This is a genomic window from Ruegeria sp. BB6 (genome assembly GCF_056539385.1).
Genome location: NZ_JBQFUW010000001.1, coordinates 202,663 through 227,400, shown reverse-complemented (window position 1 = coordinate 227,400; position 24,738 = coordinate 202,663). Strand labels below are relative to the sequence as shown.

Annotated in this window: 24 protein-coding genes; 13 read left to right on the top strand and 11 right to left on the bottom strand. The window is 59.1% G+C overall.

The annotated features are described in order from the left end of the window. The first annotated feature begins 49 nt into the window (after positions 1–49). From prfA to ACR0B7_RS01060, 3 genes are all read left to right on the top strand, one after another. A complete protein-coding gene (gene prfA, locus ACR0B7_RS01070) occupies positions 50–1,105 on the top strand; it encodes a peptide chain release factor 1 (RefSeq protein WP_170576617.1) in 1,056 nt (351 codons plus the stop codon). Further along, entirely contained in the window at positions 1,102–1,947 is an 846-nt protein-coding gene (gene prmC / locus ACR0B7_RS01065) for a peptide chain release factor N(5)-glutamine methyltransferase (protein WP_170481549.1), read from the top strand. The genes prfA and prmC overlap by 4 nt, the downstream gene beginning before the upstream one ends. A 237-nt stretch (positions 1,948–2,184) precedes the next feature. Next, on the top strand, positions 2,185–2,760 hold the full coding sequence (locus tag ACR0B7_RS01060) for a DUF4167 domain-containing protein (protein ID WP_170413593.1): 576 nt from the start codon (positions 2,185–2,187) through the stop codon (positions 2,758–2,760). 58 nt (positions 2,761–2,818) lie between these two features. Here ACR0B7_RS01060 and rsmA read toward each other — a convergent pair whose 3' ends face one another. The 5 genes from rsmA to lptG all read right to left on the bottom strand — a co-directional run bounded on the left by rsmA (position 2,819) and on the right by lptG (position 9,214). Next, positions 2,819–3,661: a 16S rRNA (adenine(1518)-N(6)/adenine(1519)-N(6))-dimethyltransferase RsmA gene (gene rsmA / locus ACR0B7_RS01055; RefSeq protein ID WP_480680755.1), complete on the bottom strand. Its 843-nt coding sequence runs from the start codon at positions 3,659–3,661 to the stop codon at positions 2,819–2,821. An 84-nt stretch (positions 3,662–3,745) separates the two neighbouring features. Beyond that, complete coding sequence (gene pdxA, locus ACR0B7_RS01050; RefSeq protein ID WP_170576616.1) at positions 3,746–4,711, bottom strand: 4-hydroxythreonine-4-phosphate dehydrogenase PdxA; 966 nt, start codon at positions 4,709–4,711, stop codon at positions 3,746–3,748. After that, complete coding sequence (locus ACR0B7_RS01045; RefSeq protein ID WP_170413585.1) at positions 4,708–5,961, bottom strand: peptidylprolyl isomerase; 1,254 nt, start codon at positions 5,959–5,961, stop codon at positions 4,708–4,710. Before ACR0B7_RS01045 ends, pdxA begins: the two co-directional genes overlap by 4 nt. After that, a complete protein-coding gene (locus tag ACR0B7_RS01040) occupies positions 5,952–8,114 on the bottom strand; it encodes an LPS assembly protein LptD (protein WP_170481558.1) in 2,163 nt (720 codons plus the stop codon). Before ACR0B7_RS01040 ends, ACR0B7_RS01045 begins: the two co-directional genes overlap by 10 nt. After that, a complete protein-coding gene (gene lptG / locus ACR0B7_RS01035; protein WP_170569605.1) occupies positions 8,114–9,214 on the bottom strand; it encodes an LPS export ABC transporter permease LptG in 1,101 nt (366 codons plus the stop codon). Before lptG ends, ACR0B7_RS01040 begins: the two co-directional genes overlap by 1 nt. Before the next feature lie 240 nt (positions 9,215–9,454). Between lptG and ACR0B7_RS01030 the strand changes: the two genes are divergently transcribed. From ACR0B7_RS01030 to ACR0B7_RS01020, 3 genes are read left to right on the top strand one after another with little or no spacing between them, the layout of a single operon-like run. Further along, complete coding sequence (locus tag ACR0B7_RS01030; protein ID WP_170481564.1) at positions 9,455–10,921, top strand: leucyl aminopeptidase; 1,467 nt, start codon at positions 9,455–9,457, stop codon at positions 10,919–10,921. A gap of 4 nt (positions 10,922–10,925) precedes the next feature. After that, positions 10,926–11,384 (top strand): DNA polymerase III subunit chi, encoded by a 459-nt coding sequence (locus ACR0B7_RS01025; protein WP_170481569.1) that lies wholly within the window; start codon positions 10,926–10,928, stop codon positions 11,382–11,384. A gap of 36 nt (positions 11,385–11,420) precedes the next feature. After that, entirely contained in the window at positions 11,421–12,467 is a 1,047-nt protein-coding gene (locus tag ACR0B7_RS01020) for an aldo/keto reductase (RefSeq protein ID WP_170481572.1), read from the top strand. Between the two features lie 72 nt (positions 12,468–12,539). Here the strand turns inward: ACR0B7_RS01020 and ACR0B7_RS01015 are convergent, their stop codons facing one another. Then, on the bottom strand, positions 12,540–13,526 hold the full coding sequence (locus ACR0B7_RS01015; RefSeq protein WP_170481575.1) for a GlxA family transcriptional regulator: 987 nt from the start codon (positions 13,524–13,526) through the stop codon (positions 12,540–12,542). Positions 13,527–13,658: 132 nt separating this feature from the next. Between ACR0B7_RS01015 and bcoG the strand changes: the two genes are divergently transcribed. The 3 genes from bcoG to ACR0B7_RS01000 all read left to right on the top strand — a co-directional run bounded on the left by bcoG (position 13,659) and on the right by ACR0B7_RS01000 (position 16,898). Continuing rightward, positions 13,659–14,573 (top strand): 3-dehydrocarnitine:acetyl-CoA trimethylamine transferase BcoG, encoded by a 915-nt coding sequence (gene bcoG, locus ACR0B7_RS01010; protein WP_170481578.1) that lies wholly within the window; start codon positions 13,659–13,661, stop codon positions 14,571–14,573. An 85-nt stretch (positions 14,574–14,658) separates the two neighbouring features. Beyond that, positions 14,659–16,140 (top strand): carnitine 3-dehydrogenase, encoded by a 1,482-nt coding sequence (locus tag ACR0B7_RS01005; RefSeq protein WP_170576615.1) that lies wholly within the window; start codon positions 14,659–14,661, stop codon positions 16,138–16,140. Continuing rightward, positions 16,137–16,898, top strand: coding sequence for an SDR family oxidoreductase (locus ACR0B7_RS01000; protein ID WP_170481582.1), 762 nt, complete (start codon positions 16,137–16,139; stop codon positions 16,896–16,898). Before ACR0B7_RS01005 ends, ACR0B7_RS01000 begins: the two co-directional genes overlap by 4 nt. On the opposite strand, the gene ACR0B7_RS00995 is transcribed toward ACR0B7_RS01000, so the two are convergent. Together ACR0B7_RS00995 and ACR0B7_RS00990 are read right to left on the bottom strand one after the other, a co-directional pair. Continuing rightward, positions 16,899–17,081, bottom strand: a complete 183-nt coding sequence (locus ACR0B7_RS00995; protein WP_170382941.1) for a hypothetical protein — start codon at positions 17,079–17,081, stop codon at positions 16,899–16,901. Positions 17,082–17,152: 71 nt separating this feature from the next. Beyond that, positions 17,153–18,013: a helix-turn-helix domain-containing protein gene (locus ACR0B7_RS00990; RefSeq protein ID WP_170481584.1), complete on the bottom strand. Its 861-nt coding sequence runs from the start codon at positions 18,011–18,013 to the stop codon at positions 17,153–17,155. Between the two features lie 107 nt (positions 18,014–18,120). Here ACR0B7_RS00990 and ACR0B7_RS00985 point away from each other — a divergent pair, with 107 nt between their 5' ends. Genes ACR0B7_RS00985 through ACR0B7_RS00975 form a run of 3 tightly spaced genes read left to right on the top strand, consistent with a single transcriptional unit; the run spans position 18,121 to position 20,125 of the window. Next, positions 18,121–18,324: a DUF2061 domain-containing protein gene (locus tag ACR0B7_RS00985; protein WP_170481586.1), complete on the top strand. Its 204-nt coding sequence runs from the start codon at positions 18,121–18,123 to the stop codon at positions 18,322–18,324. Then, positions 18,317–19,201: a fatty acid desaturase gene (locus ACR0B7_RS00980; RefSeq protein ID WP_170481588.1), complete on the top strand. Its 885-nt coding sequence runs from the start codon at positions 18,317–18,319 to the stop codon at positions 19,199–19,201. The genes ACR0B7_RS00985 and ACR0B7_RS00980 overlap by 8 nt, the downstream gene beginning before the upstream one ends. Before the next feature lie 21 nt (positions 19,202–19,222). Further along, positions 19,223–20,125: a DMT family transporter gene (locus ACR0B7_RS00975; RefSeq protein WP_170413551.1), complete on the top strand. Its 903-nt coding sequence runs from the start codon at positions 19,223–19,225 to the stop codon at positions 20,123–20,125. Here the strand turns inward: ACR0B7_RS00975 and ACR0B7_RS00970 are convergent. The 3 genes from ACR0B7_RS00970 to ACR0B7_RS00960 all read right to left on the bottom strand — a co-directional run bounded on the left by ACR0B7_RS00970 (position 20,122) and on the right by ACR0B7_RS00960 (position 24,228). Continuing rightward, positions 20,122–21,480: a DEAD/DEAH box helicase gene (locus ACR0B7_RS00970; RefSeq protein ID WP_170481590.1), complete on the bottom strand. Its 1,359-nt coding sequence runs from the start codon at positions 21,478–21,480 to the stop codon at positions 20,122–20,124. The two genes, ACR0B7_RS00975 and ACR0B7_RS00970, sit on opposite strands and share 4 nt — an antisense overlap. A 183-nt stretch (positions 21,481–21,663) precedes the next feature. Continuing rightward, entirely contained in the window at positions 21,664–22,605 is a 942-nt protein-coding gene (locus tag ACR0B7_RS00965) for a glycosyltransferase family 2 protein (protein ID WP_170576614.1), read from the bottom strand. Positions 22,606–22,623: 18 nt separating this feature from the next. Continuing rightward, on the bottom strand, positions 22,624–24,228 hold the full coding sequence (locus ACR0B7_RS00960) for a peptide chain release factor 3 (RefSeq protein ID WP_170481594.1): 1,605 nt from the start codon (positions 24,226–24,228) through the stop codon (positions 22,624–22,626). A 109-nt stretch (positions 24,229–24,337) separates the two neighbouring features. Here ACR0B7_RS00960 and ACR0B7_RS00955 point away from each other — a divergent pair, with 109 nt between their 5' ends. After that, positions 24,338–24,700, top strand: a complete 363-nt coding sequence (locus ACR0B7_RS00955) for a nuclear transport factor 2 family protein (protein WP_170382957.1) — start codon at positions 24,338–24,340, stop codon at positions 24,698–24,700. Positions 24,701–24,738: the final 38 nt, after the last annotated feature.

Here is a 24,738-nt window from a genome sequence, read left to right as displayed (position 1 = left end):
ACACGGTCGGCCCTTGACCAAAGCCCCGGATTGCTAGACACCCCCGGGGATGATCCCCGAAGAACGACTAGAACAGATAACTCAGCGATTCCAATACCTCGAGGCGGCCATGTCAGACGGTGCCGCGGGCGGGGACATCGCGGCTTTGGCCAAGGAATACTCTGACCTCAAGCCGGTGGTCGATCAGATCATGGCGTGGCGGCAACTTGTGACGGATTTGGCCGAGGCCGAGGCGATGCTGGCCGATCCGGACATGAAGGAACTGGCCCAAGAAGAAATCCCCGACCTGCAAGCCCGCATCCCTGACGCGGAACAAGCGCTCCAGTTGGCCTTGCTGCCGCGTGATGCTGCGGACGCGCGTCCTGCAATGTTGGAAATCCGTCCCGGAACCGGAGGGGATGAGGCCGCGCTGTTCGCCGGAGACCTGTTGCGCATGTATCAACGCTATGCCGAAGCGCATGGCTGGCGATTTGAAATCGTCGAGGAACAAGGATCGGACCTTGGCGGCATCAAAGAGGTCGTGGCGCATATCAAGGGCGACAACGTCTTTGCCCGGTTGAAATATGAATCCGGTGTGCACCGTGTTCAGCGCGTTCCAGAAACCGAAAGCGGTGGCCGTATCCATACATCGACTGCAACCGTCGCCGTGCTGCCTGAAGCTGAAGATGTGGATATTCAGATTGAAGCGAATGATATCCGTATCGACACGATGCGCAGCTCTGGCGCGGGTGGTCAGCATGTGAACACAACGGATTCAGCAGTGCGGATTACGCACCTTCCAACTGGTCTGGTCGTGACAAGTTCGGAAAAGTCACAGCACCGAAACCGGGAAATCGCGATGCAGGTGCTCAAGACACGCCTCTATGATCTAGAGCGCCAACGGATAGACAGCGAAAGATCCGCGGACCGGGCTAGTCAGGTAGGTTCGGGTGACCGGTCCGAACGGATCAGAACGTATAACTTTCCGCAGGGTCGCATGACGGACCACCGTATCAACCTGACGCTTTATAAGCTGGATCAGGTTATGCAGGGGGACCTTGATGATGTGATCGACGCGCTTACGGCAGATGATCAGGCGCGCCTGCTGGCAGAGATGTCGCGATGATCGGGGCGCTGACAGCGGCACAGGCGATGGTCGCTGCAACGGCCCGTCTGAGGGCCGCTGGGGTTGCTGACCCGGCAAGAGACGCGCGTGTCTTGCTGGCCCATGCAGCCCGCATCGAAGCAAGCCGCGTCACGCTGATCGCGCCCGAGGAGCTTTCGCCAGAGATAGCCGAGCGGTACGACCAACTGATTTCGCTGCGGGCGATCAGGGTACCTGTTTCCCATTTGCTGGGTGAGCGAGAGTTTTACGGCCGTCGTTTCCGTGTCAGCCGCGACGTTCTGGACCCACGTCCCGAAACCGAAGTGCTGGTCGAGGCCGCGCTGAGTGAACCGTTTGACCATGTTCTTGATCTCGGCACCGGGTCAGGGTGTATCCTGATTACGTTGTTGGCGGAAAGGGAAAGTGCTTTGGGGGTAGGCGTGGATCTAAGCGAGGCTGCGTGCCTTCAGGCCAGCGCGAACGCGGTTCAGCATCAAGTTCAAAGCCGGGTGGAGATTCTTCAATCTGATTGGTGCGCGAACATTGAGGGCAAATTTGACATTATTGTTTCCAATCCGCCGTATATTGCGCTGGATGAAATGCAAGACCTTTCACCCGAAGTGGGTGAGCATGAACCGCGCATGGCTCTGACGGACGAAGGCGATGGTCTTGGCGCATATCGCCGCATTGCCGCGGAAGTTCCCGATTTTCTGATGCCCGGCGGACGGTTGCTGGTCGAAATTGGGCCTTCGCAGGGTAAAAGCGTGTCGGCTTTGTTTGATGCCGCAGGCTTGGCCGAGACACGGATAATTCCCGATTTGGACGGTCGCGACCGCGTCGTTTTTGCCAGAATGCCGCAGTGACGGTGCGTACTGAGGCTGAAATACGCCGATTGATGTAAAAAAGCTGCGAAATTTTTGACAACCCCCTTGTCTGTGCGCGCTGGACATGTTTACTCAGGTTTAGTCAGCGAGGTTGACGCCGTTACAGCGCGCCCCTGACGCCAAGCCCAAAAAGTCGACATCGCGTCACAGCAATAGCCTTCGAGCAGTGCAAGTCGCGAGGTGATCGACATCGAATGACAAGGCTGACTAAAGTAGATGAGATCTTCCAAATCCCGCTCGCGGGCCAAGAATAACCGCAATCGTCCTTCTGGCGGCAACGTAGTAAACCGGGTTTTCGACAGCTCGGGCCCAGAGGGTAAAGTGCGTGGCACGCCCCAGCAGATCATTGACAAATACAACCAGCTTGCCCGTGACGCGCAGCTGTCCAATGACCGCGTGGCCGCCGAAAACTTCCAGCAACACGCCGAGCATTACCTGCGCTTGCTGAGTGAAGCGCAACGCGAAATGGAAGCGCGTCGGGAGGAGCAGGAGCGACAGAACCGCGAGCGCCAGGCCGAGCGTGATCGTGAACGCGCCGAGCGTCAGGAGCGCGAAGCGGCACGTCAGGCGGATCCGGCAGAAGCTCCGCAGCCCGATGTGATGGACTTTGCGCCCGAGGCCGCGTCGCCGGAATCCGGTTTGGTCGAGACCCCGGAAAGCAAGGGCACCGAAGGCGAAGCCACCGAGAAAAAGGAAAAGCCAGCCCGGAGGCCGCGCTCGCGCAAGCCCAAGGCTGCTGCAAAGGAAGAAACGCCGTCCGACAAAGGCGATGCGCCCGAAGCGGCTGAGTAAGCTCTGGCATCAAGTTCAAAACAAAGCCCCGTGGTTTCAACTCGGGGCTTTTTTTGTTTCAGCCTTTGTCGACCTCGCGCGATAACGCGCAGAAGGCTTCCAGCGGCACTTGTTCAGCCCGTTCGGTTGGTTGGATGCCGGCCGCCAAAAGCCTATCCTCGATATTCGGTGCGACGCCCTTCAGGGAAGCGCGCAGCATTTTGCGACGTTGGTTGAACGCTGCGGCCACGACACGAGATAGCGTGGCGGGGTTGGCGGGATAGCGCGGCTCGGGCAGGGCGGTCAGATGGACGACGGCGCTTGAGACCTTGGGCGGAGGTGTGAACGCTCCGGGCGGCAGCGACATGGCTATACGGGCCTCGGCACGCCACTGCGCAAGGATGGCAAGACGGCCATAGGCTTTGCTGCCGGGTTGGGCGACGATCCGTTCGGCGACCTCGCGTTGAAACATCAGGGTCAAGCTTTGCCAGAACGGGGGCCAATCAGGGGGTGTCAGCCACCGCACAAGAAGCTCAGTTCCGACGTTGTAGGGCAGGTTGGCCGCAACGCGGATTGGCGGTGTGAGATGGGCCAGCGGGTCAATCTCGAGCGCGTCACCGTTGATGACCTCCAAACGGCCGGGATATGCGGCGGCAATATCGTTCAGGGCAGCAATACAGCGCGTGTCTTTCTCGACCGCGACCACTTTTCGTGCGCCCTCGGACAGCAATCCCCGAGTCAGACCGCCGGGACCGGGACCGATTTCCAGCACATCACACTCTGACAAGTCCCCGGCCTGACGCGCAATCTTGGCGGTCAGGTTCAGGTCCAGCAAGAAGTTCTGGCCCAGCGACTTTCGAGCCGAAAGCTGGTGGGTTGCGATGACCTCGCGCAGGGGCGGAAGATTGTCGATAGCGCTCATTCTCAGTTTACCGTGGCGCAGGAGGGATGGCGTGCACCATAGATTTTTTGCCTCCGGCGGGGATATTTTCAGCCAGGTGAAGGATCAAGAGCTTTTTGCCATGCGGTGGGCGAGTTTCAAAGCCTCAATCAGGCTGGACGGGTTGGCGATACCTTGCCCTGCAATATCGAGCGCGGTGCCGTGGTCAGGTGATGTCCGTATGAAAGGCAGGCCGAGCGTCACGTTTACGCCCTGGTCGAAGTCCAGCGTCTTGATCGGGATCAACGCCTGATCATGGTACATTGCGATGGCTGCGTCATAGTGCGCACGCGCAGCGGCATGAAACATCGTGTCTGCGGGGTGCGGGCCGCTGACAATGTAGCTTTCTGAGGGTAGGTCAGAGATCAACGGGCCGATCCAGTCCAACTCCTCATGCCCCATCTTGCCGCCTTCGCCTGCATGAGGGTTGAGGCCGGCAATGGCGATGCGGGGAAAAGCGATCCCGAATTGGGTGCGCAGCCCTTCGGCGGTGATTTCGATCGTTTCGCGCAGCAGGTCTGGCGTTAACTCGGACGCGACGCGAGACAGGGGGATGTGGATCGTAGCAGGTACCACGCGCAACTTGTCGCTGGCCAGCATCATTACAACGCGCTTGCGCCCGGCCAAGGCTGCAAGAAATTCGGTATGGCCGGGGTAGGCGAACCCGGCCCCGTCAATCAGTGCCTTCTTGTGGATCGGGGCCGTGCACAGGGCCGAGGCCGCGCCAGATTGAACCATTGAGACGCCCATCTCTATTGCATCGATGACGCTGGGCGCGTTGGCGGCAGTGGGTTGTCCGGGGTAGTTGGGTTCGGGAAAGTCGAGCTGAAAAACAGGCAAACCCCTAGAGCAAACATCGAGCGTTTCCTGCGGGCTGCCAATGACTTGCGTAGGGGTTCCTTCGGGCAGGTGCGCGGCATCCCCGATGTAGAAAAACGGGCAGGTTTCGCGCAACTCGGACCACGCTTTTGCTGCAATCTCCGGGCCAATTCCGGCGGGGTCGCCGCAACTGAGCGCGATTGGAGCGATCATTGTTCGATGATCGTTGCGTCTGCGCGCAGCTGCTCAAGAAGGCTTTCGGAAAAGGCTTCCAGACGTTGTTGGGTCAGCGCGTTCGCGACATCAACGCGCGAGGTTTCTTCACCGCGGTCAAGGGTACGCGTGCACAACATCAGGAACTTGAGGGTCTGGCCGTTATTTCCGGTCAGAGCCGTGGAGATTTCGTTTAGATCCAGCTTGGCCAATTCCAATGCAACATCACGCGGGATTTCCGAAGGGCTGGCTTCGATTCGCTGTAGAACCTGTGCTGGTTGGTCTTTTGCGATCCCGTAGAGATCGTCGCATGTATCTATCTCTTCGCGTAGCTTTGCGGCGCGCGCCAGTGTTTCTTGGCTGCGTCCACCCGGCAGGTTATAGATTGCGTAGTCAATCTTGGAGTAACGCGGAGCGCCCGTGGAAACTTCGCGCAAGCCACGCATCTGGAACAGGGCGATTGCGTTGGGAAGGGTGATCGGCTGTGTGATGTCGCCGTTCTTGAGGCCCAGGATGACCGGCTGCAAAGCAGGAGGCAGGTTCGTAAGGTTCAACCAGTCTAGCCGCCCGCCATTGTTTCGCGTGCCAGCGGCAGAATATTGAGTGGCAGCAGCCGAGAAAGCGTCATAGCCTTCCAATTGGGCAATCTCATCCGCCAGAAGTTCGGCCTGGGCTACCGTTTGCTGATTTACCGGGATGATGATTTCGGACATCAGCACCTGTAGTCCGCCGCCGCCAGCCTGACCCAGCGCCCTATTGATCTCATCTTCCGAGGGGCGAGCCTGTGACAGAAAACGAGCGCTGATATAATCGCGCCACGATAGCTGGTCCGCGACAAAATCCCTGACTGTTTCCCGAGAAACGCCTGCGTCGGCCAAAAGTTGCAGGAACTGATCCGTCGACAAGCGCCCCCGTGCGGCGAACTCGTCAATGCCAACCTGCACATCTTCGGGGCTGATTTCGATTCCCGCCTCATTCATGGCCTGTTTGCGAAGCCGGTCGTCGATCAACGCCTGCCGGACCTCATCCGCGGACGCGCCCGGAGCGCCAAGAGCCGCCAGGAATTGCTGGCGCTGGTCCAGCTCGTACCATGTGACGATGTCCTGATTGACCTTGATCGCAGGCGAAAACGGGCTTTGCGCCTGACCCGCTACGGGGGCGAAAACCAGCACAGCGGCGGCCAGAACCGGGGCGGCTGGTTTAAGCCACCCTGAGCGAATGAAATTGGAGAAACGTGATATCAACTGCATCTTCTCTTGAACTGTTGGCCGCCACCTTCGACAGAGTAACCTGTCAGGGCTACGGTAAAGCCGAATTCTGTCGAAGGCTCAATACTCGATGACGCGGTAAATCGTCTACTCACGACCATATTGGCCTGTACACATTCGTTTTGGTAGGTCACGCCCAACCCATAGCGGATTGGTTCGGATTCGCTTAGGTCATAACGCGCAAACGCGCGGGTGAGCCAGTTCTGGTCAACGCGGTAGCGGCCATTCACGCGTATTTCGGAAATTTTGTCGTCCGCGTTTTCATCCGGATCGGCTTCTTGCCAGACATAGCTGCCCGATACGCTCGTCGCCTGCTTGCTCCACGCTGCGCGCATCTCGGCCTTGGCAAAACTGAAATCCCCGTTCAACAGGCCGCGCCCTGCCAGAGACCACCCGTTCGCTGTTTGCAACTGCCCCGCAATCAACAGATCCGAAGACGTACCCTGTAGGCCGGACGTCAGGTTGAATTCGGGGTCAGCGTCGGCGCGGAATACTTGCCCAACCGTCGCCAGCGCGCGCCAACCTTGGGCACCATAGCGGGCCCAGTTGACGCCAATTACACCGGTCGGCCCGTCTTCGCGCCGGTCCGGTGCCGGGAAACGAGAAAGGGACAGCAGGTTGCCCTGGTCGAATTCCTGAAAGGTGCTTTCGTCGATAGGAACATCGTTCGTCGATACGTGTGTCCAACCGACCTGAGCGATAGGTTCGAGAACCTGAGTCGCGCCCGACTTGTCCCGCCGGGACATCGGATAGCGCAGAGTGAGCGCGGCCCGCGGAGTCGTGCGGTTGACCTGTCTGGGAAAATCGCTGTCATGGCGGATATTGAATGTGTCGATTGATGCGCCGATCCGGGCGTCTGCCCGCAGGCCGGTGGTAAATACCCAACTGCGCATCCATTCAGCATCAAACGTCGCCCGTGCCACGTCCCGGCCCACGATATCTTCGTCACTGGTGCGTTCATGAGCGTGCGCGTTGAACCCCAACCGCACCTCACCACCCAGCGCGTTCGGGAAGTGGCGTTTCTCGTAGTAGAGATCGAAGATTCGAGACGGGATTTCGTCCTGATCTTCGCTGTCGCGCAAAGTCTTGTAGTGGATAAAGCTGGTGCGGAAAGCGGTATCCCTTTTTATCCGCTCTAACGCGACCTCACTGCGTAGCCGGTCAAAATCCGGCAGACCGTAGTCAGCCAGATACGAGTCGTCGGACGTGGTTTTAAGGTCGAATGTAAAACGATAACCGTCCTGAAGATTGAACCAGCCATCGGCAAACAGGTAACCGCGCTCCTCTCCGGGCTGTAGGTCATCTTTGGTATACGCCCCCAACACCCGAATGCCGCCGCGTTTGAATGCCTGGCGATATCTGAAACCCAGCGTCTTGGTCTTGGAGGACACGTAAGGGGTTAGTGTCAGGTCTTTATGATCACCCAACTTGAAGAAATACGGCACTTGAATACCGGTTCCCAACTGCGATGTGGTGCGAACCGACGGCACCAGGAAGCCAGTCGCCCTGTCCAGGGTTGGATCCGGAAGGCGCAGGTAGGGAAAATAGAAAACTGGAATGTCCCGAATTCGGAACTGTGCGCCCTCAAAATATAGCTGACGTTCCAGTTGGTCATGGGTGACCTTTCGCGCGCGTATCTGCCAAATCGGCGGCTTCCCATTCGCGCACACGTGACACGATGTTGCCGAAACCTTGCTGAACTGGGTATAGCGGCCCGCCGCGCGTTTGGCCTGAACGGATGCAATTTGGACTTGCTGTTCGAACACCATCCGAGCGCCGATCAACAGCCCGTTCTGAATGCCGCTGTCCAACTCGGCCGAGTCAGCCAGTAGGGTCGTTGCGCCCCCCTGATCAATTCGGACTGGCCCGTCCAGCGTCAACTGCCCTGTGTCGCGGTCATAGGTTATCCGTTCAGCGGTAACCTTGATATCGCCCTGAAACGCTTCGACATTGCCTTCGGCGACCAGCACTCTTTGCGGTGTGATAAACACGCGATCGGCAACCAGCAGGGCCGGTTCGTCTTCCTGCGCAGCGTTTTGCGGCGCTGTTTCGGTTGGTTGATTCTGGGCACCTGCGGCCAAAGGCAGGACCAGCGCAAGCGCACCGGACAAAAGCAGGCAGGAAACTAGCCGCATCAGCCGTCCTCCGCGTGCAGCAACAGGCCGAGTGACAGAAGAATGGCTGCGAAGGGCGGCGCCCAGGCCGCTACAAAGATAGGTAATTGTCCGTTTTCCCCTAGAATTTGGGCAAAGTTGCGCACGAAGTAGATGCCGAAACCCAACAATACGGCTGACAGGACCGCGATCCCCGTACCGCCAAATCGGACATGCCTCATGGTGAAGGCTGCTCCGATCAGCACCATCGAGACCAAAAAGATCGGGCGGGCCAGCTGAACTTGCAGCCAGACCTCGTACTGTTTGGTCGAAAACCCGGCCTCGCTGAGGTCACGGATGAGTTGAGGCAGGTCGTAGACCGAGACTGATCCCTGTCGCCCCAGTGTGTCCAGAATACGTTGACGGGTAAGTGATGTGGGTATCTCGAGGCGCGCGTGTTCCACGGCGTTTGCTTCTGGATTGATGTCTTCTGCCAAAGACCAGACCTTGGCATTCAGCAAGGTCCAGATTCCGTCCTGCAATTCCGCGCTGTCTGCAACGATCTGCTGAATCGGGGTGCCATCCTGAGAGAAGGTAATGATCGTAACCTGCTTCAGCTTCAGCGTATCCCCGTTTGACGTCCCACGAGCCTGAATGACTGACTGCCCGTCCTGAGACCCCTGCCGTAGCCACAAGCCTTCGCTGCTGATCGAAAAGGCCGATCCACCGTTGTTTCTGTACGTGTCCGACAGTCTTTTGAATTCTTCGGACGTGGCCGCCGCGATGGGGTTCAGCAAAGCCACGGCAACCGCACCGATGATCAGGGCCAGCGTTGCCGGAGCCAATAGCGCCCTGATCCCAGACCGGCCAATCGCGCGGGTCACGACCAGTTCTGAACTGCGGGCAAGGCCGACAAAAAGTGCAATCGTCGAAAGTATTACCAGCAGCGGCAGCATTTCACTGATGGCTGATGGTGTGTTGAGCAAAGTCAGATGCAACAGTTTGCCGAACGACAGGTCAACCTCGTCAAACCTGCGGACCTGTTCAATTAGGTCGATCAGAATCAACAGCGTAAGGAATATTCCACCTATGACCAGAAAGCTCTGGATGAAACGGCGAGCGAAGTAACGATCGAGTATCACGGCTTCGACCTCGCCACATCTTGATCGGCGTGGCGGCCAAAGAAAGTCAGAGCGGAATCACAACGACATTCGCCACGAAGCGATGGCTTATGCCTGCCCTGTCTTGCCACTGTATTCTCCCCCGATCCTGTCGGAATTTTTTCGAGACTGTACTGCAATTGCCAGCCGGGGAAAACTGCTATCTGGTCAATACGGTCAGTGCGGGCTAGGTCTTGGGGAACAGATTTTCAGGAGTTCGCAATGAGCAGTCTTATCCCGATCCAGTTTCAGGCTTTTGACGTTGACGCAATGGCGCAGGCCGAAGGCCGCGTGGTCATCATCCTTTCACCGGACGGTAAGATGAGCCCCGCCGTTCGACGTGCGAACCGTCTGACGCGTGGAGCCGTGGCGCGTCTGGTCGAAAGTGATCGGTTTGAAAAGGTGAAGTCAGGCGATGTTGTGTCGCTTGCGTGGCCAACCGGCATGGCGGCCGAGGCACTGGACATTCTGGTTCTGCCACGCCGTCCCGACGCGGCTGAGGCGCGCAAGGCCGGCGCAAAACTGGCGAAGCTGTCAGACAATCGCGATATCCTTGTGATGGCGGGCAATCAGGTCCGTTCTGAAGAACTGGCCCTTGGGATCGCACTGCGCAGCTATGATTTCGACGCACACAAGTCGAAAGAGTCTGAGCGCACCGCCGCTGTCACGATCAGTCACCAAAAGCCGGATGAGGTTGAGGCTGCGTTTGCCCCGCTCTATGCCGTGGCGGACGGCGTACGGATGACGCGTGATCTGACCAATGAACCTGCCAACGTCCTGACCACGACCGAATTTGCCGACCGTCTGGCCGAGATGAAAGACCTGGGTCTCGAGGTCGAGGTTCTGGAAGAAGACAAGCTGGCAGAGCTGGGAATGCGCACGCTGCTGAGCGTGGGGCAGGGCTCGGTCAGCCCGTCCAAGGTTGTGGTGATGCAGTGGAATGGTGGTGACAAAGGCGATGCTCCGTTGGCTCTGGTCGGTAAGGGCGTTGTGTTCGACACGGGCGGCATTTCGCTGAAGCCTGCGGGTGGTATGGAAGACATGACCATGGACATGGGCGGCGCGGGCGTTGTCGCGGGCACCATGCGCGCGCTGGCCAAGCGCAAGGCCAAGGCCAATGTGGTCGGGCTGGTTGGGCTGGTTGAGAACATGCCCTCGGGCAACGCAACGCGCCCGGGCGATGTGGTCAAGTCGATGAAGGGTGACACGGTCGAGATCATCAACACAGACGCCGAAGGCCGTTTGGTCCTGTGCGACGTCATGTGGTACGCGCAAGAGCGGTTCAGCCCCGTAGGTATGGTTGACCTGGCCACGCTGACGGGCGCGATCATTATCGGGTTGGGACACGAAAATGCGGGCGTGTTCTCGAACAACGACATGTTCTGCAATGCGTTCCTCAAGGCGGCAGGGGCCGAGGACGAGGGTGCCTGGCGGATGCCATTGGGTAAGCCCTATGACGACCAACTAAAGTCACGTGTCGCGGATATGAAGAACGTGGGCGGACGGCCTGCGGGGTCCATCACAGCTGCGCAATTCCTACAGCGCTTTGTGAAAGAGGATACCCCGTGGATTCACCTTGATATTGCCGGGGTCGCCTCGGTTGCGGCTGAAACATCCTATGCGCCTAAAGGTGCAACCGGGTGGGGCGTGCGCGCACTGAGCCGCTTTGTTCAGGACAATTTCGAGTAAGTCCGTGGGCGCTGTCTATTTCTACCACCTGACCCGCCAGCCGCTGGAATACACCTTGCCGGTTCTTCTGGACAGGGCGCGGCAGGCCGGGTGGAAGATCGCCGTGCGGGGTACTGATCCCGCGCGGATGGACTGGCTGGACGAAAGGTTGTGGCAGGGGCCGGAAGATGGGTTTTTGCCTCATGGCCGGGCGGGTGGCCCTCATGACGCGAAGCAACCCATTTTGTTGACGACTGAGATGCAGGCAGCCAACGGGCCGTCCTGCGTGATGGCCGTCGATGGCGCGCCTGTCGAACCCGATGAGGTGAACGCTCTGGAACGTGTGTGCATCTTGTTTGACGGCAATGACCCGCAGGCGGTTCAGCATGCCCGGGGGCAATGGAAGGCGTTGACGGGTGCCGGATGCGCGGCCAAGTACTGGTCCGAGGAATCGGGCCGGTGGGAGATGAAGGCCGAGGCATAACGCCTTACTTCAATGATATTTTCAGGAGATTGAAAGATGGAAATGAAGCCCTTGGGCCGCACGGATATCATGGTTTCGGACCTGTGTCTGGGCACGATGACCTTTGGTACGCAGACCACCGAATCCGATGCGCATACACAGATCGAAATGGCGCTGGAGGCCGGTATCAACTTTGTCGATGCGGCTGAGATGTATCCGGTCAACCCAATTTCAAAAGAGACGGTAGGGCGCACCGAAGAGATACTGGGTAACTGGAACGCCGCAAACCCTGCGCGGCGTGCTGACTATGTTCTGGCAACCAAGCATTCCGGGGCCGGTTTCGCGCATGCGCGTGATGGTGCGCCTATTTCGGGTCAGACAATCCCTGAGGCGATCGAAGGCTCGCTGCGTCGCCTGAAAACGGACTGTATCGACCTGTATCAATTTCACTGGCCCAATCGGGGCAGCTATATGTTCCGTCAGAACTGGACCTACGCGCCGTCGGGTCACAAAACAGACGAGGTGCTGGACAATATGCGGGACTGCCTTGAGGCGCTGCAAGCGCAGGTCGACAAGGGCAACATCCGCGCTTTTGGCCTGTCGAACGAAAGTGCCTGGGGCACCGCACAATGGTTGCGTCTGGCTGAGGACGGGGTGGGGCCACGTGTCGCTTCGGTGCAGAACGAGTACTCTTTGATGTGCCGGCATTTCGATACGGATATGGCCGAGTTGAGCGTGCATGAGGATGTGGGGTTAATGGCCTTTTCGCCTCTGGCTGCAGGGTTCCTGACCGGCAAGTATCAGGGGGGCGTGGTGCCCGAAGGGTCGCGCATGTCACTGGTTCCTGAAATGGGTGGACGGCATCGGTCCCGCGCGTTTGATGCGGTTGACGCCTACTTTGAGGTTGCTGCGCGTCATGGATTGGACCCGGTGCATATGGCCTTAGCCTGGTGTCAGACTCGGCCGTTCATGTTATCGGCGATCTTTGGCGCAACAACGGTTGAGCAGCTTGCCCACATACTGAATGGCAAGGACCTACAGCTATCCGATGAGGTGTTGGCGGACATTACCGAGGCGCACCGCGCGCATCCGATGCCGTTCTAGGGGGCGCTGTCCCCGCCGCGCGTGCCGCGCGACTCCCCCGGGATATTTTTAGCCAGATGAAGGGGGATCCGGTCAGTGATGAGTGGGCTGTGTCCGCTCTTGTCGCAGATCGCGGGCCGAGAGGCCGTGGGCGGTGCGGAAGGCGCGGGCGAAGCTGGATTGTGAGCCAAAGCCCGTGGCCAGCGCCACATCCATCAGGGGCATGTCGGTGTCGGTGACCAGACGGCGCGCCTCGGCCAGGCGCAGTTGCAGATAGTGGTCTTGCGGCGTGGTGTTCAGGCGCAGGCGGAATTGCTGCTGCAAGGTGCGCGGGCTGGTGCCAAGGGTCTCGGCAATGTCGGAAAGCGGTAAGGGTTCGTCCAGTGACGATTCCATCAGGGTGTTGGCCTTGGCCGTCAGCGCCGTGTGGCGGTGCGGGGCGCCGATGCGACTTTGCGGTTTTGTCGGGGCAGGGGCACCGTCATAGAGGAACAGGCCGGACACCCGCGCGGCAAAGCCTGCCCCGTGCCGGGCAGCGATTATGTGCAGCATCATCTCAACGGCCGGAATAGCCCCGCCGGATGTCAGACGATTGCCCGAGACCGTGAAACGATCAGGGCGCACGTCAACTTCGGGGAACCGGTTGGCGAAGTTGTCCAGGTCTTCCCAATGTGTGGTGGCGGCATGTCCGTCCAGAAGTCCCGCTTCGGCGAGTAGCCAGGGGCCACCGTCGATACCGGCCATGGTTGCGCCGCCGCTGGCAATGCGGCGTAGACCGGCCAGCAGGCTGGGTGTCGCGTGGCGCGCCAGTTGGAACCCGGCAACCACGATCATCAGATCGCAGCCTTGCAGACGGGCCAGGGGAATTCCGGGAACGGTCAGGGCACTGGTCAGCAGGGCTGGTTCCGCTGTAGCGGTTACATAGTCCCAGTCAAATGCGGGGCGATCTGCAAGTCGATTGGCTGCGCGCATCGGGTCAACGGCCGAAGCGAAGCTGAGCGTGTTGCATTCATCCAGCACCAAAACCGCTGTTTTCAGGGCGCGATGTTCGGGTTGCAGTATGTTTTTTGCGGATTTCATCAAGTCTGATTCGCATTCTGGCAAGTGTTTCCACAAAGCTGCGTCAGACTCGGGCACGAAAGCAAATCAGAATCCGGGGAGAAGTCTGGGGAAAACCTAGGGCAAAACCGGGTATAACTTGGGGAAAACGTCATGCCTCTGGAAATGAACCGCGAAGTCTTCATCACCTGTGCCATAACCGGATCGGGCGGAACGCAGGATCGCAGCCCGCATGTGCCGCGCTCACCGCAGCAGATTGCAGACAGTGCGATCGCTGCGGCTAAGGCTGGGGCCGCCGTCGTCCATTGCCATGTGCGCGATTCGGAAACCGGAGTGCCCAGCCGTCGTCTGGACCTGTATCGCGAGGTGACAGACCGCATTCGCGACGCTGATGTGGACGTTGTGTTGAACCTCACGGCCGGGATGGGCGGGGACATCGTGTTTGGTGGGGTGGAATCCCCGTTTCCAGTGGCCGAGGGCACCGACATGGTTGGCGCGTCCGAGCGTGTGGCGCATATCGCGGAGTGTCTGCCGGAGATCTGCACCTTGGATTGCGGCACCATGAACTTTGCCGAGGCCGATTATGTCATGACCAACACCCCCGGTGCGCTGAGGGCGATGGGGCAGATGATGACCGATATGGGGGTTAAGCCCGAGATCGAAGCCTTTGACACCGGTCATCTTTGGTTCGCCAAGCAATTGGTGAAAGAGGGAGTTTTGGAACCCAACGCTTTGGTTCAACTGTGCATGGGTGTGCCGTGGGGTGCGCCGGATGACCTGAACACCTTTATGGCGATGGTGAATAACGTGCCTGATGACTGGACGTTCAGTGCGTTCTCTTTGGGTCGGAACCAGATGGCCTATGTTGCGGCTACTGTATTGGCGGGTGGTAACGTGCGCGTCGGTCTGGAAGACAACCTGTGGCTGGACAAGGGCGTGCTGGCCGAGAACTGGCAGTTGGTGGAACGTGCCGGGACCATCATCGAGAATATGGGCGCGCGGGTGATTGGGCCTGCAGAGGTGCGTGAGAAGCTTGGCTTGGTCAAGCGCGCACCGGTGGCGAAGTAGGCGCGGATTTGGGGCCAGCCCCGTCGCCATCTGGGCTTGTACCAGTGGCGCCACAGATGGCGACCCCCGGGATATTTTCGGCCAGATGAAGAGGCGGATCGAAGTGAATACAGCGGCAATCATTGGTGGTGGCGTGATCGGCGGCGGGTGGGCTGCACGGTTTCTGCTGAACGGTTGGGATGTGCGGGTCTTTGATCCGGACCCAGAGGCCGAGCGCAAGATTGGAGAAGTTCTGGACAATGCGCGGCGGTCGTTGCCGGGGTTGAGCGAGGTGCCACTGCCGCCCGAGGGCGCGCTGACCTTCCATGCGGACATGTCTGAGGCCGTTCATGGGGCGCAGTGGATACAGGAGAGTGTGCCAGAGCGTTTGGACCTGAAAGTGAAGGTTTACAGGGGCTTGCAGGAAGCATGTGATCCAGATGCGATCATCGGGTCGTCGACCAGCGGGTTCAAGCCGTCGGAGTTGCAGGAGGGTGCTCTGCGTCCGGAACAGATCGTGGTGACGCATCCCTTCAACCCGGTTTACCTGTTGCCTTTGATCGAATTGGTTCCGACCGACAGGAACCCAGCCGAAATGGTGGCACGTGCGCAAGAACTGTTGAAATCCGTGGGGTTCTTCCCTCTGCACGTCAAGAAAGAGATCGACGCCCATATCGCGGACCGTTTTCTTGAGGCCGTTTGGCGCGAGGCGCTTTGGCTGGTCAAGGACGGCATCGCCACCACCGAAGAAATCGACGAAGCCATCCGCATGGGCTTTGGTATCCGTTGGGCGCAGATGGGCTTATTCGAGACCTACCGCGTGGCCGGAGGCGAGGCCGGGATGCGGCACTTTATGGCGCAGTTCGGGCCTGCGTTGAAATGGCCCTGGACCAAGCTGATGGACGTGCCCGAATTTACGGATGAGTTGGTGGACATGATCGCTGACCAGTCGGATGCGCAGTCGGGGATGCACTCGATCCGCGAGTTGGAGCGTATCCGAGACAACAATCTTGTGGGGATGATGCGGGCGCTCAAGGCGCAGAACTGGGGTGCGGGGGCGGTCCTGAACCAGCATGATTCCGTATTGAAGCCCGGTGCCTTGCCGACGATCGACCAAGCCGATCTGAGCCAGCCGATCCTGACCGTCGCGCGTGCGGTTCCGTTGGATTGGACGGACTATAACGGCCACATGAACGAGGCGCGGTATCTTGAGGCGTTCGCCGCCGCCACGGATCGGTTCATGGAGATCATGGGCTGTGATGCGGACTATATAGCCTCGGGTGGCAGCTATTTCACCGCCGAGAACCACATCCGCTATATCGACGAAGTGCATGCAGGCGCGAAGATCGCGGTGCGCACGCAGTTGCTGCTGGGGCAGGGCAAGAAACTGCATGTTTTCCACAGCATGTACGAGGGTGACAAGCTGCTGGCCACGGGCGAGAGTTTTCTGCTGCATGTCAGCCTTGAAACCCGCCGCCCCAGTGCTCCGTCGGCCGAGATTGAGGCGGCGATGGCGCGGATTGCCGAAGCTCAGGCGGGCTTGCCATATCCCGAAGGCGCGGGCGCCGCGATCCGCAAACCGTCATGAGCGGGCGTGTCCTGATCACGGCTGGCGCTTCGGGCGTCGGTCGGGCCATGGCCGAGGCGTTTGACGCGGCGGGTGCGCAGGTCTGGGTAGCCGATCTGGACCCAGAGGCTTTGTCGCATTGCCCCTCACACTGGAGACGGTCTGAAATCAACGTCGCAGACGAAACGGCTGTTGCAGACATATTCGCGCGGATCGAAGCCGAATGGGGCGGGTTGGATACGCTGTGCGCAAATGCAGGTGTCGCGGGGCCGACGGCGTCGATCGAAGATGTGGCGGTTGAGGAATGGCAGGCGTGCCTGTCGGTAAATCTGGAAGGTGCGTTTCTATGTGCGAAATACGCTGCGCCGATCATGAAGCGTCAGAATAGCGGGGCGGTGGTGATCACTTCGTCAACTGCCGGACAATACGGATACCCCAATCGTGCGCCCTATGCGGCGGCGAAATGGGGAGTGATCGGCTTGGCCAAGACGCTGGCGATGGAGCTTGGGCCGTTTGGCGTGCGTTGTAACACCATTTGCCCCGGCGCTGTGGAAGGACCGCGCATGGAGGGCGTGCTAGAGCGCGAGGCGGCGGCCAAGGGCATGACCCGTGACCAGGTTTATGACGGCTACGCGTCCGGCACATCAATGGGGCGTTTTGTAGAAGGACAGGACATAGCGAATATGGCCGTGTTCCTCGCGTCGGATGCGGCACGGCTGGTGTCGGGGCAGGTGATCGCCGTGGACGGCCATACCGTCAACCCCGATCCAAAACTCTGACTATCCCTGATTTGGCCCGCGTATTTGGCGGATGGTCTGACGAACCGCCTGCCAGTCCTGCGCTTGCTGCATGTTTCCGGCGGCCTCGCATTCGCGCATTTTCAGCGCGGCTTCCGCCTCGGCGCGGTCACCATGTGCCGAGTAAAGGGCACGTGCGTATTGTGCGGTTTGTAGTGCGTCCATTCCAGTGGTCCTCCGTCATTGTTCGGAATGCCCGTAAGTTCGCGCCAACCGACGATAGCACAGGAAAGACCCTAGCGCATCTTTTCGCGTAACCGTTGAAGATGTGTAGGAAACTGCCTGGCAGTCACATCTGCCTCGCGGACCAGAGTATCAAAGTGGCGGGTAAAAGTCTCGATCCGGTCGCGATCCCGAAAGGCCATGTAGTGGCTGCCCGCGTAAAAAACACACATCAGTGGCCCAAAGATCGTCACTGGCGCAGAATACAATCGTTTCGCGTCAAACAGGTAAATCCGCATACGCGGGTAGAACTGCTCGCACAGGGCAAGCAACTGGTCGATTTGCTCTAGCCGGGTTTGTAGGGTGAGGCCTTCGTAATAGCCGGTCGCGTTCGCAAAGCTGTCGATCTCATACAGCGGCATCGCGATTTCATAGTCGGACTGCGCACTTCGCATCCATGTCAGGCGATCATTTGAAGCCCCGATTGCCTGATCTGCCGTTCTGCCCAGATGCGGAGCATACTCCCATTCAAGCACCGCGCGGGTCTTCAACATGTCAGGCAAAGTCGCTGGAACATAACGGATTTTGTAGCCCGCAGCCTCTTTGTGCCATTCAAATATCCGCTCGTCCACGAGGGCGCGTGGCGCTTCTGTCATGGTGAGTGAGCTTGCCAGTAACTCTGCCGCGCTTTCAGGGCGGTCAGACAGGCTCAGCAGCCAATCTGCCGACACGCCCAAGGCCGAAGCGCAACTGCCGACCACGTGCGCGTTAGGTAGCCGCGCGCCATCGTCGGTCAAAAGCTGCGACACGGTTGAGCGGTCCACACCAATGTCGCGCGCCAATGCGCTCTGACTGATGTGCCTTTCTTCCATCGCGCGGGCTAGACGCTGTCGGAACTGCGCCGCGCGGTCTCGTTTGTCGACTTTATCCTGCATGTGTTTGAAAATATCACAGCTGATGAATTTTGTTAATCATATTCAGAATTTTCAACCTGACACGTTGTCCGTAATTCTTGAGACATAACAAGAATATGGGTGACGGAATGGAAACACGACAAAGATCGGTCGTGAAGGCGGTGCTGTGGAATGCAATGGGTCTGATCGTGATGACCCTTGTTGGGCTGATGGCAACAGGGTCCGCTGCGATCGGTGGGACATTGGCGATTGTGAACACGGCGATCGGTTTGACGCTTTATGTGATTTACGAACGTGTTTGGGCGGGCATCGCATGGGGCCGCAATGTCTGAGCGCAAGGGACCTGAATGGATCACCTTCGCGTTGATTCTGGCATGTTACGCAGCTTGGCTGGGGGTAATTTTCTACACGCCTGTGTGGGTGGCAATCCCGGCGATGGGGCTTGTCGCGGCCATGCACTCCTCACTAACGCATGAAGCGTTGCACGGGCATCCATTCCGGCAAAACTGGTTGAATGAGGCTTTGATGGCTCTGCCGTTGACGCTGTTCATTCCGTATCAGCGTTTCCGGGACTTGCACCTTGCCCACCATCGGGACGCGACATTGACCGATCCGTATGACGACCCGGAATCGAATTACCTCGATCCGAAAGTCTGGGGCCGTTTGTACGGCTGGCAAAGGCTGCTGCTGTCCGCGAACAACACTCTGTTGGGGCGCATCGTTCTGGGCCCGGCGATTGGGCAATATGTCTTTACGCGGCAGGAAATGCGCGCCGCCTTTCAGGGCGACCGGAATGTCCTGAGGGCGTGGGGGCTGCATCTGGTCGGGGTCGCTGTGGTTCTCTGGGTCGTTGAGCTGTCCGGCATGCCGATTTGGGCCTATATTCTGTCTGCCTATATCGGGCTGGGTCTGGTGAAGATCCGAACCTTTCTGGAACACAGGGCGCACGAAGATGCAGGGGCCAGAACCGTCATCGTCGAAGATCGTGGGCCGCTGGCATTTCTGTTCCTGAACAACAACCTGCACGTGGTCCATCACATGAACCCGAGCGCGCCGTGGTATAAACTGCCTTCGTTGTACCGCAAGGGAAAGGATCGCTATCTGGATAGGAACGAATCCTACGTGTATCTCTCATATGCCGAGATTTTCCGCGCGTTCCTGGTTCGCGCGAAGGACCCGGTTGCGCATCCTCTCTGGCCACGGGATTGATTTAAGGCCACAAGGGTCGGCATGAGCCTTTGGATTCCTGTCACTCTTGCGGCCGCGTCTTTTCAAACCGTTCGCTTTATGCTGCAAAAATCGCTGAGCAGCGTGAAGCTGACTGCGGCTGGCGCGACATTTGCGCGGTTTGCCTATTCGATGCCTTTGGCGGTCCTTGGGTTGGTCGTGGCCGTGATGCTGACCGGACACGGCCTGCCGCAGCTGACCGCCAAGTTCTGGCTGTTTGCCGTGATTGGCGGAACAAGTCAGATTTTGGCAACGATCTGTGTGGTCGCTTTGTTCAAGCAGCGCAATTTTGCCGTTGGGATCACCTTTAAGAAAACCGAAGTTATCCAGACCGCCATCGTAGGGTTTCTGGTCCTTGGAGATCAGGTGTCGGCGGGGGCGTTTGCGGCGATCATTCTGGGACTGACAGCGGTTCTGTTGCTGTCGAAAAACCCCGGCGGGGACGGGGCGTGGTGGAAACACCTGACCAATCGCGCCTCACGGCTGGGGTTGGGGTCGGGTGTTCTGTTCGCGTTTTCCTCGGTCAGTTACCGCGGGGCATCGTTGGAGTTGGGCGATATCGACGCGTGGTTCCGGGCGCTGGTGACACTGGCCGTTGTGGTGTCGTTCCAGTTTCTCAGCATGGGTCTTTGGTTGCTGTGGCGGGACCGGGCCGAGTTACGGGCCGTCTGGGACACGCGCCAGACCGGAGTATTTGTCGGCCTTACCAGCCTGAGCGGGTCATTCTGCTGGTTTCTGGCCTTCACATTGCAGAACGCGGCATATGTCAAAGCGCTGGGGCAGGTCGAGCTGATCCTGAGCCTTTTCGCTTCGCTGCTGTTCTTCCGCGAGACCATCACCCGGCGTGAGATCGCCGGGATGACATTGCTGGGCGCGTCGATACTGGTGCTGGTGCTGTCGATTTAACCGGCGCGACGCTCATCAAAGCTGAGCGCGATAAAGCTGGGCAGATGATCGCCCATGCCCACAACAGCCGAGCCACCGCCGTCGCGACGATTGCGGCCCTTGGGCTCTTTGTCCCTTTTGCGGTCGCTCTTTTTGCTGTCGCTTTTACCCTCATCCGAAGGCTTGGCCTTCTTTTCGCGCTTGGGCGCGTCGGATTTCGGCTCGTCCTTGACCGGGTTGTCGATCCGGGGGATTTCCTTCTGGATCAGCTTTTCGATCGCATCCAGCGCCTTTTCATCGCGACCCGAGCAGATGGTGATCGCCTTGCCCTCACGACCGGCGCGACCTGTCCGGCCGATCCGGTGCACGTAGTCCTCGGCATGGCCGGGCACGTCGAAATTGAACACGTGGCTGACCGACGGGATATCCAACCCGCGCGCGGCCACGTCCGAGGCTACCAACAGGCGCAGTGACCCGTCACGGAACCCATCCAGCGTTTTCATGCGCTGTGACTGGTCCAGATCGCCATGGATGGCGGCGGCGTTATAGCCGTATTTCTTCAGCGATTTCGCGCAGATATCCACATCCGTCTTGCGGTTGCAGAAGATGATCGCGTTGGTGCATTTATCACCCTCGGCGTCGATCAACGCGCGCAGGACTTTGCGTTTATTGCTGGCCTCACGGTCGCGGCGACCGCCTTTGAACATGACGACGCCCTGTTCGATGGTCTCTGACGCCGTTGCTTGGCGGGCAACCTCGATCCGGGCAGGGGCCGACAGGAAAGTGTCTGTAATTCGTTCAATCTCGGACGCCATAGTAGCCGAGAAGAACAGAGTCTGGCGGGTGAACGGCGTCAGCGAGAAGATGCGCTCGATATCGGGGATGAACCCCATGTCCAGCATCCGGTCGGCCTCATCCACCACCATGATCTGAACGCCGGTCAGCAGCAGCTTGCCGCGCTCAAAATGATCCAGCAGACGACCCGGCGTGGCGATCAGAACGTCGACGCCACGGTCGATCAGTGCCTCTTGCTCTTTGAAGCTGACGCCACCGATCAACAGCGCTTTGGTCAGCTTCAGGTGCTTGGTGTAGGTGTCGAAGTTTTCCGCCACCTGCGCTGCCAGTTCCCGTGTCGGGCACAGCACCAGCGAACGCGGCATCCGCGCACGCGCACGGCCACGGGCCAACAGGGTGATCATCGGCAGGGTAAAACTTGCGGTCTTGCCGGTGCCTGTCTGGGCGATGCCCAGAACGTCCTTACCCTCAAGCGCAGGGGGAATCGCACCTTCCTGGATCGGGGTGGGGGTTTCGTATCCGGCTTCCTCAATGGCTTTGAGGACCTTCGGGTTCAGGTTCAGTTCGTTAAACTTTGTCATGTATGTCCGTTTTTGCGGACACTAGACCTGGCCCGCACGTCAAAGGAGTGCCGGGCCCGGATGACCATACGCAGCAGCGCGCATTTCGGCTTGGCGGGGACATAACAAAATCGTTGATCGGGGTCAAATGAAGACGAATTAACGTAGCGGCGAGCCGAACTGCTGGAGATTTCCTGCAACAATTCAGACGCTTCCGGGGAAGTGTTTCGCAAGCTTTTCATCGAGGTGCAGCGGTCGGTGCCGAATAAGGCCGTACTGTTCAAGTCTTGCATGCACCAAGGGGTCCGCGCCGCTGAGTTCGTCAAAGAATGTGCGCAGCGCGTCCTGTCCGCCTTCGGCCTCTATCCACGCCAGCAGTTCATTCTTGTTCATGCCTCCAAGTTCGCGCGGAACGTTGGGGGACATGCCCGGTTGGTAAGAGCCGCGTTCAAACCGGAATTGGTAGTGCGCAAGAAAGTGGTCCCAGTCCGGGGCGTGCCTGTGGCAAAGATCAACGTGCTGCAGCTCCTCTTTGCAGGGCGATAGTTCTCCGTGCTGAAACACGTTGTGAATACGAAGGCTGACTTTAGGCCGCCCGGTTCGCACGAACAGCTTTCCCTGCACGTGGCTCAGGAAACCGCCCAGAACGAATGCGCCGTAATTGGGATAGAGCGTTTGGACGATGTTCTCGCGCTCGGGCCCAGCGGGAATATGGGCTTTGTACTGGTCGATACCCCCGGCCATCGCTTCGATCGGGCGGACGCGGACACCAAGCAGTTGGTCCGGGACCACGCTGAGTTGGCTGGAGATCGAATTTTCGGACCAGAGGAACTCATCGACATCTATATGCGCCAGCCAATCCTCTTGCGCCTTGCGGTAGGTAAAGGTGGCGTTTGCCGTCTGCCGGGTTTGGTGCTTGTCCGGGCGTTCGCGTTTACGATGGGCCCAGAACCCGGCGTCGCAGTTGCGAACCTCGATTTTTGGATGACGGTTCAGGGCTTTGAAGGCGCGCGGGTTGGGTTCATCCAAATAGAGGTAGATGCGGTCGACGCCGAGGTCCAGATGATACGCCGCGAACTTTAGTATGTCCGAGGACAAGCCGCGGACCGTTGAGACGATGCCCCAGCTCGGGGCATCACTCGTCATGCAAGACCTTTGGGTCGATCACGTCATCATCTCTTTCGTGGCCGTCAGGTTCAGTTCGGGATAGTCGCGCACGACCCGGTCAATGTCCCATTGCAGGCGTGTCAGATAGACGATGTCGCCGTCATGATCATGGGCGATGTGCTGCTTGTTGGCGTTGACGAATTTCTCAACCTCGGCCTTGATGCCACTGACCCAGCGGGCCGAGGTGAACTGAGACGCCTCAAACCGCACGGGCAGGCCGTATTCCATCTCGATCCGGCTGGCGAGCACTTCAAACTGGAGGGCACCGACAACGCCAACGATAAAGCCCGAGCCGATTGAGGGCTTGAACACCTTGGCCGCGCCTTCTTCGGCAAACTGCATCAGCGCTTTTTCCAGATGCTTGGCCTTCATCGGATCAGCCGCGCGAACTGATTGCAGCAGTTCCGGGGCGAACGAAGGGATACCGGTCACGCGCAGCGCTTCACCCTCGGTCAGGGTGTCTCCGATGCGCAACTGACCGTGGTTGGGGATGCCGATGATGTCGCCCGCCCAAGCCTCGTCCGCCAGTTCGCGGTCAGACGCCAGAAACAGAACGGGATTCGAGATCGCCATCGGCTTTTTCGACCGCACATGGGTCAGTTTCATGCCACGCTTGAAATGGCCCGAGGCCATGCGGACAAACGCCACCCGGTCGCGGTGCTTGGGGTCCATGTTGGCCTGCACTTTGAAGACAAACCCGGCCACCTTCTTTTCATCCGGCGCGATCTGACGTGGTTCAGCCGATTGTACCTGCGGTTGCGGGCCGTAGGCACCGATGCCTTCCATCAGTTCCTTGACGCCGAACGAGTTGATGGCCGAGCCGAACCAGATCGGGGTCATGTGGCCTTCCAGGACGGCTTGCGGGTCCAGCGCGGGCAGCAACTCGCGCGCCATCTCGACCTCTTCCAGCAGCTTCTCAAGCAGATGTTCGGGCACGTGTTCCGCCAGCTTGGGATCGTCCAGCCCGTCGATCTGGATGCTCTCGGCCACTTTGTTGCGGTCGGCACGGTCCATCAGCTCCAGCCGGTCACGCAGCATGTCATAGCAGCCGATGAAGTCGCGCCCCACACCGATCGGCCACGCGGCGGGCGTGACGTCGATGGCGAGCATTTCCTGAATTTCGTCGATGATCTCGAACGTATCGCGGCTTTCGCGGTCCATCTTGTTACAGAAGGTCAGGATGGGCAGATCGCGCAGGCGGCAAACCTCGAACAGTTTCTGCGTCTGGCTTTCCACCCCCTTCGCGCCGTCGATCACCATCACGGCGGCGTCTACGGCGGTCAGCGTGCGATAGGTGTCCTCCGAGAAATCGCTGTGACCGGGCGTGTCCACCAGATTGAACCGGAAGTTCCCATAGTCAAACGACATGGCCGAGGCTGAGACCGAGATGCCCCGATCCTTCTCCATCTGCATGAAGTCCGAGCGCGTGCGCCGCGCCTCACCCTTGGCGCGGACCTGACCGGCCATCTGGATCGCGCCACCATACAGCAGGAACTTTTCCGTCAGCGTCGTCTTGCCCGCATCCGGGTGCGAGATGATAGCGAATGTCCGGCGACGAGCGATCTCGGGCGGCAGGGAGGGTTGGTTCGAGGTATCAAGCATATTCGCGCGTATAGGCGGGGAATCCCGCCGAAGCAAGACAAAGGGGGTGGTTAGAATCGTGTGCTTGTGGCAATAAGAACATATAGTGAACAAATAGTGGAGTGGATCAATGAATTTGAAGGAAATCGCAGACGAGCTCGTCGCAGGCTGCCGCGAGGGTCGCGCCAAAGAGAATTTGGAAAAACTCTATGCCGAGGATGCCGTTTCGGTCGAGGGGCAGGATTTTATGAATATGGGCCGCGAAACACAGGGTCGGGACGCGATCCGTGGCAAGCAGGAGTGGTGGGAAGGCGCACACGAAGTTTCGGGTGCCTCGGTCAGTGATCCGTTCCCGCACGGCGATGATCGATTTGCCGTGATCTTTGCGGTGCAGGGCAAGGTGAAAGAGACCGGTGAAACCTTTGATATGCAAGAGGTCGGTGTCTATCACGTGGCGAATGGCAAGATCGTTCGCGAAGAGTTCTTTTACTAACGCACCCTGAAATCTGGTCTTCCCCGTCTGGCCGGTGC

What these genes read in the sequence shown, in the direction of transcription:
- prfA (WP_170576617.1), top strand. Translation starts at nt 50, where the DNA reads ATGATCCCCGAAGAACGACTAGAACAGATAACTCAGCGATTCCAATAC.
- prmC (WP_170481549.1), top strand. Translation starts at nt 1,102, where the DNA reads ATGATCGGGGCGCTGACAGCGGCACAGGCGATGGTCGCTGCAACGGCC.
- ACR0B7_RS01060 (WP_170413593.1), top strand. Translation starts at nt 2,185, where the DNA reads ATGAGATCTTCCAAATCCCGCTCGCGGGCCAAGAATAACCGCAATCGT.
- rsmA (WP_480680755.1), bottom strand. Translation starts at nt 3,661, where the DNA reads ATGAGCGCTATCGACAATCTTCCGCCCCTGCGCGAGGTCATCGCAACC.
- pdxA (WP_170576616.1), bottom strand. Translation starts at nt 4,711, where the DNA reads ATGATCGCTCCAATCGCGCTCAGTTGCGGCGACCCCGCCGGAATTGGC.
- ACR0B7_RS01045 (WP_170413585.1), bottom strand. Translation starts at nt 5,961, where the DNA reads ATGCAGTTGATATCACGTTTCTCCAATTTCATTCGCTCAGGGTGGCTT.
- ACR0B7_RS01040 (WP_170481558.1), bottom strand. Translation starts at nt 8,114, where the DNA reads ATGCGGCTAGTTTCCTGCCTGCTTTTGTCCGGTGCGCTTGCGCTGGTC.
- ACR0B7_RS01030 (WP_170481564.1), top strand. Translation starts at nt 9,455, where the DNA reads ATGAGCAGTCTTATCCCGATCCAGTTTCAGGCTTTTGACGTTGACGCA.
- ACR0B7_RS01020 (WP_170481572.1), top strand. Translation starts at nt 11,421, where the DNA reads ATGGAAATGAAGCCCTTGGGCCGCACGGATATCATGGTTTCGGACCTG.
- ACR0B7_RS01015 (WP_170481575.1), bottom strand. Translation starts at nt 13,526, where the DNA reads ATGAAATCCGCAAAAAACATACTGCAACCCGAACATCGCGCCCTGAAA.
- bcoG (WP_170481578.1), top strand. Translation starts at nt 13,659, where the DNA reads ATGCCTCTGGAAATGAACCGCGAAGTCTTCATCACCTGTGCCATAACC.
- ACR0B7_RS01005 (WP_170576615.1), top strand. Translation starts at nt 14,659, where the DNA reads ATGAAGAGGCGGATCGAAGTGAATACAGCGGCAATCATTGGTGGTGGC.
- ACR0B7_RS01000 (WP_170481582.1), top strand. Translation starts at nt 16,137, where the DNA reads ATGAGCGGGCGTGTCCTGATCACGGCTGGCGCTTCGGGCGTCGGTCGG.
- ACR0B7_RS00995 (WP_170382941.1), bottom strand. Translation starts at nt 17,081, where the DNA reads ATGGACGCACTACAAACCGCACAATACGCACGTGCCCTTTACTCGGCA.
- ACR0B7_RS00990 (WP_170481584.1), bottom strand. Translation starts at nt 18,013, where the DNA reads ATGCAGGATAAAGTCGACAAACGAGACCGCGCGGCGCAGTTCCGACAG.
- ACR0B7_RS00985 (WP_170481586.1), top strand. Translation starts at nt 18,121, where the DNA reads ATGGAAACACGACAAAGATCGGTCGTGAAGGCGGTGCTGTGGAATGCA.
- ACR0B7_RS00980 (WP_170481588.1), top strand. Translation starts at nt 18,317, where the DNA reads ATGTCTGAGCGCAAGGGACCTGAATGGATCACCTTCGCGTTGATTCTG.
- ACR0B7_RS00975 (WP_170413551.1), top strand. Translation starts at nt 19,223, where the DNA reads ATGAGCCTTTGGATTCCTGTCACTCTTGCGGCCGCGTCTTTTCAAACC.
- ACR0B7_RS00970 (WP_170481590.1), bottom strand. Translation starts at nt 21,480, where the DNA reads ATGACAAAGTTTAACGAACTGAACCTGAACCCGAAGGTCCTCAAAGCC.
- ACR0B7_RS00965 (WP_170576614.1), bottom strand. Translation starts at nt 22,605, where the DNA reads ATGACGAGTGATGCCCCGAGCTGGGGCATCGTCTCAACGGTCCGCGGC.
- ACR0B7_RS00960 (WP_170481594.1), bottom strand. Translation starts at nt 24,228, where the DNA reads ATGCTTGATACCTCGAACCAACCCTCCCTGCCGCCCGAGATCGCTCGT.
- ACR0B7_RS00955 (WP_170382957.1), top strand. Translation starts at nt 24,338, where the DNA reads ATGAATTTGAAGGAAATCGCAGACGAGCTCGTCGCAGGCTGCCGCGAG.